Here is a 13762-nt window from a genome sequence, read left to right on the forward strand (position 1 = left end):
GCGAGGGCGGCGCAGGGATGAAAATTCCTGTTTGAACAGAACTCGACGCACCGTACCTTGACGCGACGCGTTCAAGTCCATAACCCGGCGACGGTTTTCTCGACCAAGACTGCATCGCCGATGACGAGGATATCATGGCCTTCTTCTCAAAAAGCTTCACCGCACTGGCGCTCGCCGCATCGATCGCGCTTCCGTTTCCGGCGGCAGCGCTCGACGATCAGCAGAAGAAGGAGTTCGGCGAATTCATCAAGCAATATCTGATCGAAAACCCGGAGATCATGCTCGACGTCCAGGACGCGCTGCAGAAGAAGCAGGAAGCTGCGCGGCTGGTGAAGGCCAATATGGCAATCGAGGAGAACACCGCCAACATCTTCAATTCAAAGGATGACGTCACGCTCGGCAATCCCAAGGGCGATGTGACCGTCGTCGAATTCTTCGATTATAATTGCACCTACTGCCGTCACGCGCTTCCCGACATGCAGGCGATGCTGAAGAAGGACACGAACGTCCGCTTCGTGCTCAAGGAATTCCCGATCCTCGGGCCGGATTCGGTTGCCGCCCACAAAGTGGCCGACGCCTTCCGCAGGCTGGCGCCTGCCAAATATGCTGATTTCCATGTCGCCCTTCTCAGCAGCGAAGGCCGCGCTTCGGAAGACAGTGCGATCGCCGTCGCAGGCTCTCTCGGCGTCAGCGAAGACAAGATTCGCGCCGAGATGGCGAAGAGCCCGAACGATGGGATCGTTCAGGCGACCTATCAGCTTGCCTCCAGCCTCGGCATCAGCGGCACGCCCTCTTATGTGATCGGCAACGAGCTGGTCCCGGGCGCCGTCGGGCTCGACGATCTCGAAGCCAAGGTCAAGAACATGCGCAGCTGCGGCAAGACCGCCTGCTGAGGAAGCGGACAGCCGACCAGCCGCTCATCAAATCGCCAGAATCGAAGCGTTTCAGCCATGTGGACAAATGTGGCGCGATTCCTGCCGGCCAACCCGTAAGGGCTTTCATTCAGCCCTCGCGGAGTCTATAGGTTGCCGTCGTGCATTTACGGAACATTCGATGACGCAAACGATTTTTGTCCTGAACGGTCCAAACCTGAACATGCTGGGTAAACGAGAGCCCGGCATTTATGGCGGCAAGACGCTCAAGGACATCGAGGCAGACTGCAAGGCAGCCGGGCGCGAACTCGGCTTTGATATCGACTTCCGTCAGAGCAACCACGAAGGCACGCTTGTGGACTGGTTTCACGAGGCCGACGAAAAGGCCGCCGGCGTCGCCATCAACGCAGGTGCCTACACGCATACGTCAGTTGCGTTGCACGACGCGATCCGCGCTATTTCGATTCCCGTCGTCGAGCTCCACATATCCAACGTCCATACGCGGGAAGAATTCCGCCACGAATCGATGATCGCGCCGGCATGCAAGGGCGTCATCTGCGGCTTCGGGGCTCATAGTTACATCCTGGCGCTGCAAGCGCTGAAGAACATCACGGCATAAGAAGAAGACAGGGCAACACCATGGCTGAAAAGAAATCGGGTATCGATCAGGCACTGATCCGCGATCTCGCCAACATCCTCAACGAGACGGATCTGACGGAGATCGAGGTCGAGCAGGACGACTTGCGCATCCGCGTTTCGCGCGGCGGCATGCCGCAATACGTCCAGGCACCGATCGCTGCACCGGCCTTTGCCGCTCCGGCAGCAGCCGCCGCTCCGGCAGCCGCCGCTGCCGCCCCCGCCGCAGCACCCGGCCGCAACCCGGCGAATGTCGTTAATGCGCCGATGGTCGGCACCGTCTATATGGCGCCGGCTCCGGGCGCACGTCCCTTCATCGAAATCGGCGCCACCGTCAAGGAAGGCCAGACGCTCATCATCATCGAGGCGATGAAGACGATGAACCAGATCCCCTCGCCGAAATCGGGCAAGGTCACCGAGATCCTCGTCGATGACGGACATCCCGTCGAATACGGCCAAGCCCTCGTCGTCATCGAATAGGCCCAAGCCCATGATTTCGAAAATCCTCATCGCCAATCGCGGGGAAATCGCCCTTCGCGTGCTTCGGGCCTGCAAGGAGCTCGGCATTGCCTGCGTCGTGGTGCATTCCACCGCCGACGCCGATGCCATGCATGTGCGCCTTGCCGACGAAAGCGTGTGCATCGGTCCGCCCTCCTCGCGCGAGAGCTATCTCAATATCCACCAGATCGTCGCCGCATGCGAGATCACCGGCGCCGATGCCGTGCACCCGGGCTATGGTTTTCTGTCGGAGAACGCCAAGTTTGCCGACATCCTGGAAGCGCACGGCATCACCTTCATCGGGCCGACGGCGGATCACATCCGTATCATGGGCGACAAGATCACCGCCAAGACGACGGCGCTGGAACTTGGCATCCCCGTCGTTCCCGGCTCGGACGGCGAAGTGAAGACCGAAGAGGATGCGCTGCGGACGGCCGCCGAAATCGGTTATCCCGTGCTGATCAAGGCAACGGCCGGCGGCGGCGGGCGCGGCATGAAGGTCGCCAAGAGCGAGGCCGATCTGATCGAGGCATGGTCGACGGCGCGCACGGAGGCGGCAGCCGCATTCGGCAACGATGCCGTCTACATGGAAAAATACCTCGGCAAGCCGCGCCACATCGAAATCCAGGTCTTCGGTGACGGTGAAGGCAACGCCATTCATCTCGGCGAACGCGACTGTTCGCTGCAGCGCCGTCACCAGAAGGTCTGGGAAGAGGCGAATTCGCCTGCGCTCAACGTCGAGCAGCGCATGAAGATCGGCCAGGTCTGCGCCGATGCCATGAAGAAACTGAAATATCGCGGCGCCGGCACGATCGAATTCCTCTACGAGAACGGCGAGTTCTATTTCATCGAAATGAACACCCGCCTGCAGGTGGAGCATCCGATCACCGAAGCGATCACCGGCATCGACCTGGTGCACGAACAGATCCGCGTCGCCTCCGGCGGCGGCCTTTCCGTGACTCAGGACGAAGTGCATTTTTCCGGCCATGCCATCGAATGCCGCATCAATGCCGAGGATGCGCGCACCTTCGTGCCCTCACCCGGCACGATCACGCATTTCCATGCGCCGGGCGGCCTTGGCGTGCGCATCGATTCCGGCGCCTATCAGGGCTACAAGATCCCGCCTTATTACGACAGCCTGATCGGCAAGCTGATCGTGCACGGCCGCACCCGCGTCGAATGCATGATGCGCCTGCGCCGCGCGCTCGACGAATTCGTCGTCGACGGGATCAAGACGACGCTGCCGTTGTTCCAGGATCTCGTCTCCAACCAGGATATCGCCAACGGCGACTACGACATCCACTGGCTGGAACATTACCTCGCCAACACGCCGGCGGCATAGGACAGGAATGGCAGGATCGCGCAGGAAGTCACCAGGCATAACCCCTGACATCCTCCTGCGCGCCTATTCCATCGGCCTCTTTCCGATGGCCGAATCCGCCGACGACCCGGAGATCTTCTGGGTCGAACCGGAATTGCGCGGCGTTCTGCCGCTCGGTGATTTCCACATCTCGAAGAGCCTCGCCAGAACGGTGCGCAGGAAACCCTTCGAAATCCGCTTCGATTACGCTTTCGACCAGGTGATCGCGGCATGCGCGGAGGAAACATCCGGGCGTCCGAGCACCTGGATCAACCAGACGATCCGATCGCTTTATTCCACGCTGTTCGAAATCGGTCATGCTCATACCGTCGAAGCCTGGGACGGCGATCAACTGGTCGGCGGTCTCTACGGCGTCTCGCTTGGCTCGGCCTTCTTCGGCGAAAGCATGTTTTCACGCCGGACGGACGCCTCGAAAATCTGCCTTGTGCACCTGGTCGACCGGCTGAGGGAAAAGGGTTTCACGCTGCTCGACACGCAATTCACCACCGAGCATCTGAAAACGTTCGGAGCGATCGACGTGCCGAAGGCCGAATATGCGCTGTTGCTCGCCAGCGCGATGGAATCGCCACACCTCAAGTTTTAAACGTGATCCTCACCCTTGCGTTGATTTTCGAGCCGATTTGAATAGGTTCGGTCATGCAACGGGGGATAGAATTTTGAAACGATGTTTTGCGGCCGCAATCCTTTTCGCCTTGTTCACGGCTCAAGCCGGGGCACGCCCTTACCAGGAGATGTTCCCTGGCAGGGCTTTTTCGGACGCAGAAAAACCACTGCTGCAAAAGCTCGATTTTCAGCAGGGTGCGATCAAGCTGCCTGCTGCAAAGGCAACGCTTAACGTGCCCGAAGGCTTCTATTATCTCAATTCCGCAGATACGAAGAAGGTGCTGGTCGATATCTGGGGAAATCCGCCGCAGGCGGCGGAGGGAACGATGGGGATGATCTTCCCGGTGAAATACGCGCCGACCGATATCGCGGCCTGGGGTTCCATCGTCGAATACAGCGCCGACGGATATGTCTCAGACGCCGACGCCGCCACGACCGATTACGATGAACTGCTGCAGAACATCAAGGATTCCATCCGGGAAAACAACGTCGAGCGCGAAAAGCAGGGTTTTCAAGAGATCACGCTTATCGGCTGGGCCTCGACGCCGCATTACGACAAGTCTGCGCATGCGTTGCATTGGGCGCGCGATCTGCTGTTCGGCGATGATGCGCAAGCCCCGCATACGCTCAACTACTCCGTACGCGTTCTTGGCCGCGAGGGCGTATTCGAGTTCGATTTCGTGGCCGGCCTGAGCCATTTGAAGGAGATCGAGCAGGTCATTCCGACCGTCACGACGCTCGTGCAGTTCGACAAGGGAATGGCCTATAGCGATTTCGTCGAAGGTGACAAGATCGCGGCCTACGGAATGGCCGGGATGATCGCCGCCGGTGCTGGCGCCAAGATCGCCGCAAAGGTGGGGCTTCTGGCGCTTGCCGCCGCCTTCCTGAAAAAGGCCGGCATCCTTGTTGTCATCGTGCTTGGCGGTGCGCTTCGTTTTGCCAGAGGTCTTTTTAGGCGAAACAAGACACCCACGGCATAGGCTCGCGGCCTAACCGGGGGATGGCGCCGAAATTGTGAAGCTTTTTCGGCGTCTGCCCCAGCTGATATCAATCAGCGGGCTGTCGCCTTGTCCGGTGCCGGGACGTCCGAGCTTGTCTTGCAGTCCTTCAGCCAGACGTCGTAGATCGGGTGCTCGACGGCGTTGAGGCCGGGGCTGTCGGCGAACATCCAGCCGGTAAAGATGCGGCGGATCTTGCGGTCGAGGGTGATTTCGTCGACCTCGACGAAACCGTCGATCTTCTGCGCTTCGGCCTGGTCGCGCGAATAGCAGGCTTTCGGCGTCACCTGCAGGGCGCCGAACTGTACCGTCTCATTGACATAGACATCGAACGTCGTGATACGGCCGGTGATCTTGTCGAGGCCGGAGAAGACGGCAACCGGATTGTCGATGCGGGCGGCATGTGCCGCAACCGGTGGAAACAGAGCCGAGAGCGCCAGCAGCGATCCGGCGCCACGCAGGACCATGTTCCGCGTGAAGAGCTTCATATGTACCCGTCTCCAGATATTTTCGGTTCACGGCCGCGATCCAGCGCGGCCAACCTGCGGGTAAAGGTCAATTGTGGCCAAAAGCCGGGGTTGCGATCGCCCGGTCGGGCCGTCTCAGTTACCGGGCGTCCAAGCGTCATAATCGCCGGTGACGCGCGGCCGCTCGCCGGGAACCGCGAGCGAGCCCGGCGGACGGTAAGCCTGCGGCGAACCGGTGAGGTTCGGACGATGCGCCTTCTGCCATTCCTTGGCGACATAATTTTCCTTGGACGGCGGAACATCAGTGCGATGATGCATCCAACCATGCCAGCCCGGCGGAATGGCGGAAGCTTCGGCATAGCCTTTGTAGATCACCCAGCGCTTCGGCAGACCGTAGGAGGACATGCCGCCTTGATAATAGACGTTGCCGAATTCATCCTCGCCGACGCGCTTGCCAAAACGCCAGGTCGCAAAACGCGTGCCTATCGTCTGACTGTTCCACCAGGTGAAGATTTGAACCAGAAGATCCCGCATGTCTTTTCCTTGTGCCCGCCAGCGCGGGCCAAACCAGAATTTAGCTCCCCGCTTATGCCGTCGCCAAGCCGAATTGTCCAGCGATTCCACGAGAGGCGAGGGTCATTTCAAGGCCATCTTGAAACCGAGATGCGAAGGCTTGAAGCCAAGCCTTTCATAGAAACGATGGGCATCCTTGCGTATGACATTCGAGGTCAGCTGTACCAGCCGCACGCCGCGGCTTTTTGCCTCGGCAACGGCGAATTCGATCATTCCAGTGCCGATGCCCTGCCCGCGCATGTCGGCCCGCGTCTGCACCGCCTCGATGATCATCGTCGAAGAACCGCGAGGTCGTGAGCATCGTCTGGAACGTACCGACGATTTCGCGGCCGCGCTCTGCGACATAAAGCGTCTGGTTCAGCGAAGTCTCGATGACGGCGAAGGCCTCGGCATAATCGGCAAAAGCCTCGGCATCCGTCGTATCGCCGTGAGCGCCGAGAGGATCGGCGGCAAACAGCGCCACAAGCGCCGGAAGATCGTCCCTGTGCGCTTGGCGAATGAGAATATCGGACAATTCGACCGCCACGGGATCAATGCCCTTCCAGCGGTTTTTCGAAAATCAGCGAGGGAATGCCGGATTGTCCGGGCGCGCTGTTCTCGCTGCGGCCGACTTCGGTGAAACCATGCGCCCCATAGAAGGCGATCGCCGCCGCATTCTGCGGCTCGACTTCCAGACGCATGATCTCAGCATCCGGAAAGCAGGTTTCGAGCTCGGCGAAGATATCGCGGCCGATGCCCTGGCGCTGCAGCGACGGGTTGACATAGAGGAGATGCAGCATGACCGTCTTCGTCAGCGCTGGCGACATCGCGGCATAACCTACGCCGCCGATGTTGCGGCCATTATCGGCGACGAGGAACTCGGCATCCCTGCGCACCAGCCGTGCCTTCAACGCTGCCGGCGTAAAGAGATGGGCGATCAGCTCGTCCACCTTCGTTTTGCCGTGGAGCTCGTCATAGGTGGCGTGAAAGCTTTCCACCAGAAGAGCGCGCACCTTCTCGAGGTCGCGCTCGCCGGCGGTGCGGACGAAATACACCGCTTATTCCTCGATGCCGAGCTTCGCCTTGACGAGCGCCTGGACCGCCTGCGGATTGGCTTTGCCGCCGGTCGCCTTCATCACCTGGCCGACGAACCATGCCGCCATGGTCGGCTTCGCCTTGACCTTTTCGACCTGTTCGGGGTTGGCGGCGATGATCTCGTCCACGGCCTTTTCGATGGCGCCGGTATCCGTCACCTGTTTCATGCCGCGCGACTCGACGATCTCGGCGGGATCGCCGCCTTCGGTCAGCACGATCTCGAAAAGGTCCTTGGCGATCTTGCCGGAGATGGTCCCCGACTTGATGAGGTCGATGATCGCGCCGAGCTGGGCCGGCGAGACCGGTGTCTGTTCGATGTCCTTGCCGGTACGGTTCAGTGCGCCGAGTAGGTCGTTGATCACCCAGTTTGCCGCCGTCTTGCCGTCACGGCCGGCGGCCACGGCCTCGAAATAATCGGCGATCGCCTTTTCGGAAACCAGCACGGAGGCATCGTAGACCGACAGGCCGAGTTCACGCACGAAGCGCTCCTTCTTGTCGTCGGGCAGTTCCGGCAGATCGGCTTCGAGCGCCTTGATGAAGGCGTCGTCGAATTCGAGGGGCAGCAGATCCGGATCGGGGAAGTAGCGATAATCATGCGCGTCTTCCTTCGAGCGCATCGAACGTGTCTCGCCCTTGTTCGGATCGAAGAGGCGCGTCTCCTGATCGATCGTGCCACCGTCTTCCAAAATGCCGATCTGGCGGCGGGCTTCGTATTCGATCGCCTGGCCGATGAAACGGATTGAGTTGACGTTCTTGATTTCGCAGCGCGTGCCGAAAGCCTCGCCCGGACGGCGGACGGAGACGTTGACGTCGGCGCGCATCGAGCCTTCGTCCATGTTGCCGTCGCAGGTGCCGAGATAACGCACAATCGAACGCAGCTTGGTCATATAGGCCTTGGCTTCGTCGGACGAGCGCATGTCGGGCTTGGAGACGATCTCCATCAGCGCCACGCCGGAGCGGTTCAGATCGACATAGGACATGGTCGCGTGCTGGTCGTGCATCGACTTGCCGGCATCCTGCTCGAGGTGCAGGCGCTCGATACCGATCTCGATATCCTCGAACTGGCCCTGGCGGTCTGGCCCAAGCGAGATGACGATCTTGCCCTCGCCGACGATCGGATCCTTATACTGCGAGATCTGATAGCCCTGCGGCAGGTCGGGGTAGAAATAGTTCTTGCGGTCGAAGAGCGAACGTTTGTTGATCTCAGCTTTGAGGCCGAGACCGGTGCGCACAGCCTGCTTGACGCATTCCTCGTTGATGACGGGCAGCATGCCGGGCATGGCGGCATCGACCAGCGAAACGTTCGAATTCTGCGGCTTGCCGAATTCCGTCGAAGCGCCGGAGAAGAGCTTCGAATTGGAGAGCACCTGGGCATGGACTTCCATGCCGACGATGACTTCCCAGTCGCCGGTGGCGCCGGGGATGAAGCGTTTCGGATCAGGCGTGCGGACGTCGACAAGGGTCATTTGATGCTCTTTGCAGGCTGTTCTTTTCCACTGGTGAGGTAAAGGAAATGGCGTTCCGGTGCAAGGCTTTCGCCATCGCGGACCGCGGTTTGACGGAGCGACATTTGCCGCGGGTTAACCGAGGCATGGCAGTGTAGCCACATGACGATGACCGACATCACCAAAATGGCCGTACTGTTTCTGGCGCTGAACCTGATCGTCTTTTCGGTTTATTTCCTCGACAAGCAGGCGGCTCGCCACCAACGATGGCGTATCAGCGAGCGTACGCTTCTGACCCTTGCGCTGATCGGCGGCAGCCTCGGTGCGGTGGCGGCACAGCAGATCCTGCGCCAAAAGACGAGAAAGGAGCCGTTCCGGTCGATCCTGGCGGCGATCCTGATCCTCCACGGCGCCCTGGCCATGGTGCTGGCCTTCGCGCCGCTATGGGCCCCTCGCCTTCATCTGGATTTTTAAACTTCAGAATTCCTGCCCATAGCCGCCTTGGCTGTCCGAAACCAGCGGCTTCGTCAGCCCGACAGAGGGCACGTCGCGGTCAAGCTTCGGATTATAGGCGACCGACAGCCAGTGGATGCCATAACCGTGCTTGCGAAAAAAGCCGATTGCCTCGCTATTGCCGGAATGGGTCTGCACCGCGGCCGTCTCGAAGCCTCGGCCGGCGATATCCTTCTCGATGCGTTCGAGAAGGGCTGAGCCGAGCCCCTGCCGGGTGAAGACGGGATCGATCCAGAAATCCGAGATGGTTTCGTCCAATCCCTCGCGTGCAGCCCAGCCTGCGACCTGGCCGTTCTGCTCGATGACGGTGATGGTCAGCCAGTCATTCTCCACGAAGTGTCGAAAGGCGTTGCGCGCCGCGTCGATCATCGCATCCGATTCGCCGATCGACGCCATCGCCTTCTGCCAGGCCCTGAGCCCGATCTCGCTCAATAGCTCCGCTTCCCCGTCGCGGGCATTGCGAATGTGGATCAACGACACCTCCGCGTTACCCCTCCAACTAGATCACTGAGTCGCGGAATTTACCAGTAGCTGCAAAGGGATGATCAACCGAAACCAAGGTTTTCGACCGGTTTTCACCGACAGGGATGCGCTTGACCGGTTTTTCCGGGCTGAATAATAGATGTTTTATGTTGAGCCAGTCTGAGACCCGGTAAAGGCCCTGCCCGCAAGTTTTCTTGCGCGCATGGGCCCGAAAAAACGAAGCCCTGACGTTCGAATGAGCGCCAGATCGTTTTTGTGCGCGCCTACGGCGCGATACCGGATCTCACAACATGGACATTTCCCGCACGGAGCAGCGCATCCTGCATCTGATGGCCCAAGGCGGCCGCATCGAAATTACCCGCGACGACAACCGAAAGATCGAGAACGTCAGTTGTTTCACCCGCGACGGCTGGCTTTATCCCGGCGTCGACCTCGATCTCTTCCGCCGGCTGAAGCGGCTGAAGGCAATCAGGTCCTCAGGCGGCCAGCCCTACCGGATCACCGAACAAGGGCTGAGGCTGGTCAGGTCGCAGTTGGACAATAGATAGATCGGGCGACTAACCAACCCTGATCGCGCATCAAACCTGCGCGCTCAGGGCTCAGCTTTGAATTGGAATTCGAACGGGGCAAAGTCACCCCGAATATCTATCTTGTTCCATCAGCTCCGCTTGCGGGGTGCCAGTATATTCAACACTAGACTTCGCGATACCATTTAATTACGTTGATATCGCGCCCAAGTCCCGGAATACGTTATCCAAATACTCGCGAACTTCAACAGAGCGATCTAGGCCGGATCTTATGTTTACATTCTCGTACGGCCTAAGAGCAGCACGTAGTACGCCTGCGCTTGTGCCGCCGATGCTTGAAGCGAGGTAGGCATATTCCGCAGCCCTTGCCGCGCCATTACACCAGTCCCACGGCATCCATTTGTAATCACTTATCAGAAGATCGCAAAGCTTGTCCTTCGAGATCAAAAACCCTCCCAGCTCTCGGTCGAAGCGGTGAATGTCGGCTTGAGCCTTCTCAAGCACTAACTTCAAATTGCCGCCATGGTCACTCACCGCAGCGATGACCGTTCTCCCCATGAGTAGTATTGCCCCAATTGGCACCGCTCATTAAATCGGCCTTCCATCCGACTGTTTCTCCCGCCGTAGAGTTTCAAGCACTTTTCTGCAAAACTAAACGCGGCAATGTTCCGCAGTCCAAAGTCACATGCGAAATTGTTGACGGGTCGCCCAAATAAATTCCACTCGACAAAACTCTCTGCCTCGCCATCATTGCTATGGCAATACAAGAATTTTGATACTTTGATGAAGCCTATCTGCGCCATTTTTTCGTCTAACGCAGATGTGATTTCTTTTAGAAACATTCAGGCGCTGCTCCCATCACTTCACAATCTCGTCGAACGGTATCTTGCTCTCAGATAAGAGTGAACGAAGAACGGCGCTTCGCGCATCGACTGGAGCACAGCCATCACACATGGTTTTGTAAGCAACACTGTTACTGGGCCGAATTTCGAGGCGCCACCAAATTGCATTACAGAGATATCTTTCAGAACCTGGCTGCGATCAAGCTTCACCGTATCAGACATTGATGTTTTCACCTCGAAACCGACAATGTTTCCGAAAGAGTCGCGCCCCAAGAAGTCGTAGTTTCTGGTTCCTAGAAAGTTGCCAGTTACCTTCACCTGGGCCTCACTCAAAATTGTATAGCCATCGTTGCGCGCTTCTTGGATTGCCGCCGCCACCCCCGCGTCATGCCGAAGATTGGGGCCATTGCCTTTCTTTGAGTTTCGTTCGCCCTTCTCATTGGCCTCGGCAGACCTCTTAACACCGGAAGCAGTGATGGATGCTGATGGGCTTGAACCACCATTTTCCAAATAACTACCCCGGGGACTATCGTCTCCCGCTGTGGCTCTTCCGCCACCAGTTAAACTGCCTATAAAATCGCTTATCGCTTTGCTGAGTTGGCCCCATCCCATTGAGATATGCCCATTCGGATCGGACTTATTGACGGGGTCATTTTCGGAGTAGCTGTAGCGGTTTGTGCCGACGCCTTGCTTGGTCGGATCCCAGTCATCCGGCGAGATGAACCGTCCAAAGGCCGGATCGTAGTATCTGGCATTGAGATACATCAGCCCGGTTTCAGGATCGAAGCGTTCGCCGATATAGCTCTTCTTGGTCTGGAAGCTGGTGTTGGTGGCTTCGCCAAAGGCGGCATAGCCAGTCTGCTCGACCTGGGTGCCGTTTTCGTTGGTCACCTGCCGCACCGAGGCGAGATGGTCGCGATGCAGGAAGAACTTGTCCTGGACGGTGCTGCCTGCGGTGACGACGATCTTGGCGTCGGGATGCGGATAGAGGGTGTAGATGTCGGTGCCCGGCGTCGAGCGGTCGATCTCGACATTGGCGTCGGGATAGAGCGTCGTGCCGAAGCCCCAGCTCTTCTTCACCCGGGCGCCGTCCGGTCCATAGGCGAAGCTCACCGTGGCGCCGTTCTGGGTGACGCTCGCCAGCCGGTTGGCGCTGTCCCAGCTCAGCGTGCGAGTGCCATCGGAGACCATGTTGCCGTTGGCGTCATAGTCGATGGTCTTTGCGCCGATCTGCGTTGCCGCATGCGGGCGGATCGCCGTTGCTGCCGGATAGACATAGGCGCCGATCCGCGTGCGGGAGAGAAGATTGTGATTGGTGTCGTAGCTGTAGGTCTCGTCGAGGGTGTTGTCGCCGGCATTGTCGGCGCCGGTCAGACGAGAGAGATCGTCATAGCCATAGGTCCAATTGTCGTTGGCTGCCAGACCGGTGATGGTCTTGATCCGGCCCAGTTTGTCACGGCTGTACTGATTGTCCATCAGCACCGTCGTGCCCATCGCCGTCGTCACCCGATCCAGCCAGCGTCGGGTCGGCGAATAGCTGAAGCTGGTCGTCACGCCATTGATGTAATTGATCGTCTGCGTCTGGCCGTCGGCCTCGTAGCTGGTGGAGTCGATCAGTCCCGGGATCCTGGAAAGCAGGTCGGCATCGTTGTAGAGCCAGGGCAAGGTCCGCTTGCCGACGACGATGTTGGCAGGCTGATAACCGATCGCCGTGGTCTTGCCGGTCGGGCCGTGCTCGACGGTGGTCGTGCCCGCCACGCGGTCGCCTAATTTTGCGGCCGTCTCGATAGCTGGTTCAATGCATTTTGCTTGATGATCGCGTTTTGATCTCCACTTAGCGCAATTAAAGTGGCCTGTGCCTCTGGGCTAGAGATTGCACCAAGCGCCCAAATTGCCTTGACGGCGAAAGCCCTGGCTTCAAACTCCAGATAGGCTGGAATCCATTGAGTAGCGTGATATAGCGCGTCGATCGCTTTGGGTGCCTTCAATTGTCCCAAAGCAGACACAACATCTTCATGTTTGAAGTGCCAGTCCTCTTTTAATAACTGTAAAAGAAAATCTAAGCTTTCCTCGTTAAATCCGAAGTTAGATCCAACAATCAAAGCGCATTCCACGTCATCTGGAATCTTTGATTCGATCGCCTCGGCCAGGAGTTCGTTAGCGAGAACCGTGCCGTCTCGCGCGCCACGAAATTGCTTCAAAAACTCCGCCTTCGATATCGGCTCCCTGACGAATTGCGTGTAACGTAATGGAACGAGTTCCATGATCAATTCACGTTCACTTTCGATCATTTAGGCACCTCGTGGAATCTATAATACTTCTGTTAAACAGGTCGAGAGCAGCACCGCGACCGAGCCCAATTATTAGCACTCCATCCTCGCTTTTAAAAAAAGCGCGACTTGCAGTCCAGACAGGAGCGACGCTTGGTAGGTCATAGCTTCGAACCACTCGAGATGCGTCTCCCACACCCATCTGAGCGAGTGAAGCTTTAGTACCGCCTTTTGTCATGAATTGAACCGTAACACCGCTATATCGAGCGTAAGCGGCTTCTGTGCTGATGAAAGTTTCGACCGTTGCTGAGACCCTTCCCGTAGCGAGAAGGCTCTGGAATTGAGCATCGCTCGTTGTTCTGAAAAACATCTCTGTTTCTCTTTGAACAACTGGCACCGATCCAAGGTTGGCGCCAACAAGCAAATCTTCAAAAGCGGAATGGCCAACCGTCATTCCGAACCGCTCGCTTTTATCGCTCCCGGCGTAGGTCGAATCGACATTCATCGAAGCCATATCATTGCGGCGACGAGATAGACGAAGCCTTCGAAGTGAATGGCTCTGCGGTCGTATCGCGTGGCG

17 protein-coding genes and 1 pseudogene are annotated in these 13762 nt (G+C 58.3%); 8 read left to right on the forward strand and 10 right to left on the reverse strand.

Features of this window, described 5'->3' with window-relative positions; genetic code table 11:
• The first annotated feature begins 134 nt into the window (after positions 1–134).
• From GGD53_RS30180 to GGD53_RS30205, 6 genes are all read left to right on the forward strand, one after another.
• Positions 135–893, forward strand: a complete 759-nt coding sequence (locus tag GGD53_RS30180; protein WP_064802212.1) for a DsbA family protein — start codon at positions 135–137, stop codon at positions 891–893.
• Between the two features lie 160 nt (positions 894–1053).
• A complete protein-coding gene (gene aroQ, locus GGD53_RS30185) occupies positions 1054–1491 on the forward strand; it encodes a type II 3-dehydroquinate dehydratase (RefSeq protein WP_184460373.1) in 438 nt (145 codons plus the stop codon).
• A 20-nt stretch (positions 1492–1511) separates the two neighbouring features.
• A complete protein-coding gene (gene accB / locus GGD53_RS30190) occupies positions 1512–1988 on the forward strand; it encodes an acetyl-CoA carboxylase biotin carboxyl carrier protein (RefSeq protein ID WP_184460374.1) in 477 nt (158 codons plus the stop codon).
• Positions 1989–1998: 10 nt separating this feature from the next.
• Positions 1999–3348 carry an acetyl-CoA carboxylase biotin carboxylase subunit gene (gene accC, locus GGD53_RS30195; protein WP_184460375.1) on the forward strand — a complete coding sequence of 450 codons (1350 nt, stop codon included), beginning with the start codon at positions 1999–2001 and terminating at the stop codon, positions 3346–3348.
• 7 nt (positions 3349–3355) lie between these two features.
• Positions 3356–3970 carry a leucyl/phenylalanyl-tRNA--protein transferase gene (gene aat, locus GGD53_RS30200; RefSeq protein WP_184460376.1) on the forward strand — a complete coding sequence of 205 codons (615 nt, stop codon included), beginning with the start codon at positions 3356–3358 and terminating at the stop codon, positions 3968–3970.
• A gap of 73 nt (positions 3971–4043) precedes the next feature.
• Positions 4044–4970: a DUF2167 domain-containing protein gene (locus GGD53_RS30205; RefSeq protein ID WP_184460377.1), complete on the forward strand. Its 927-nt coding sequence runs from the start codon at positions 4044–4046 to the stop codon at positions 4968–4970.
• Between the two features lie 71 nt (positions 4971–5041).
• Here the strand turns inward: GGD53_RS30205 and GGD53_RS30210 are convergent, their stop codons facing one another.
• From GGD53_RS30210 to gatB, 5 genes and pseudogenes are all read right to left on the reverse strand, one after another.
• Complete coding sequence (locus GGD53_RS30210) at positions 5042–5476, reverse strand: DUF2155 domain-containing protein (protein ID WP_184460378.1); 435 nt, start codon at positions 5474–5476, stop codon at positions 5042–5044.
• 114 nt (positions 5477–5590) lie between these two features.
• Positions 5591–5989 (reverse strand): NADH:ubiquinone oxidoreductase subunit NDUFA12, encoded by a 399-nt coding sequence (locus tag GGD53_RS30215; RefSeq protein ID WP_184460379.1) that lies wholly within the window; start codon positions 5987–5989, stop codon positions 5591–5593.
• Between the two features lie 102 nt (positions 5990–6091).
• A pseudogene (locus GGD53_RS30220) lies at positions 6092–6554 on the reverse strand (GNAT family N-acetyltransferase).
• A 4-nt stretch (positions 6555–6558) separates the two neighbouring features.
• Positions 6559–7062, reverse strand: coding sequence for a GNAT family N-acetyltransferase (locus GGD53_RS30225; RefSeq protein WP_184460380.1), 504 nt, complete (start codon positions 7060–7062; stop codon positions 6559–6561).
• A gap of 3 nt (positions 7063–7065) precedes the next feature.
• The gene (gene gatB / locus GGD53_RS30230) at positions 7066–8568 is read right to left on the reverse strand and encodes an Asp-tRNA(Asn)/Glu-tRNA(Gln) amidotransferase subunit GatB (protein ID WP_184460381.1); all 1503 of its coding nucleotides are present in this window, start codon (positions 8566–8568) and stop codon (positions 7066–7068) included.
• Positions 8569–8709: 141 nt separating this feature from the next.
• Here gatB and GGD53_RS30235 point away from each other — a divergent pair, with 141 nt between their 5' ends.
• The gene (locus tag GGD53_RS30235; RefSeq protein WP_184460382.1) at positions 8710–9021 is read left to right on the forward strand and encodes a DUF1294 domain-containing protein; all 312 of its coding nucleotides are present in this window, start codon (positions 8710–8712) and stop codon (positions 9019–9021) included.
• 3 nt (positions 9022–9024) lie between these two features.
• Here GGD53_RS30235 and GGD53_RS30240 read toward each other — a convergent pair whose 3' ends face one another.
• Entirely contained in the window at positions 9025–9534 is a 510-nt protein-coding gene (locus tag GGD53_RS30240; protein ID WP_184460383.1) for a GNAT family N-acetyltransferase, read from the reverse strand.
• A 299-nt stretch (positions 9535–9833) separates the two neighbouring features.
• On the opposite strand from GGD53_RS30240, the gene GGD53_RS30245 reads away from it, so the two are divergent.
• Complete coding sequence (locus tag GGD53_RS30245; protein WP_184460384.1) at positions 9834–10091, forward strand: YjhX family toxin; 258 nt, start codon at positions 9834–9836, stop codon at positions 10089–10091.
• A 168-nt stretch (positions 10092–10259) separates the two neighbouring features.
• Here GGD53_RS30245 and GGD53_RS30250 read toward each other — a convergent pair whose 3' ends face one another.
• From GGD53_RS30250 to GGD53_RS31505, 4 genes are all read right to left on the reverse strand, one after another.
• Positions 10260–10628, reverse strand: coding sequence for a hypothetical protein (locus tag GGD53_RS30250; protein WP_184460385.1), 369 nt, complete (start codon positions 10626–10628; stop codon positions 10260–10262).
• Positions 10629–10933: 305 nt separating this feature from the next.
• Positions 10934–12670 carry an RHS repeat-associated core domain-containing protein gene (locus GGD53_RS30255; protein WP_184460386.1) on the reverse strand — a complete coding sequence of 579 codons (1737 nt, stop codon included), beginning with the start codon at positions 12668–12670 and terminating at the stop codon, positions 10934–10936.
• Between the two features lie 8 nt (positions 12671–12678).
• The gene (locus GGD53_RS30260; RefSeq protein ID WP_184460387.1) at positions 12679–13203 is read right to left on the reverse strand and encodes a HEAT repeat domain-containing protein; all 525 of its coding nucleotides are present in this window, start codon (positions 13201–13203) and stop codon (positions 12679–12681) included.
• On the reverse strand, positions 13190–13762 hold a 573-nt coding region (locus GGD53_RS31505), incomplete at its 5' end, for a hypothetical protein (RefSeq protein ID WP_210303399.1). The genes GGD53_RS31505 and GGD53_RS30260, both read right to left, overlap by 14 nt.

This window comes from Rhizobium aethiopicum (assembly GCF_014197535.1).
GTDB classification, from domain to species: domain Bacteria; phylum Pseudomonadota; class Alphaproteobacteria; order Rhizobiales; family Rhizobiaceae; genus Rhizobium; species Rhizobium aethiopicum_A.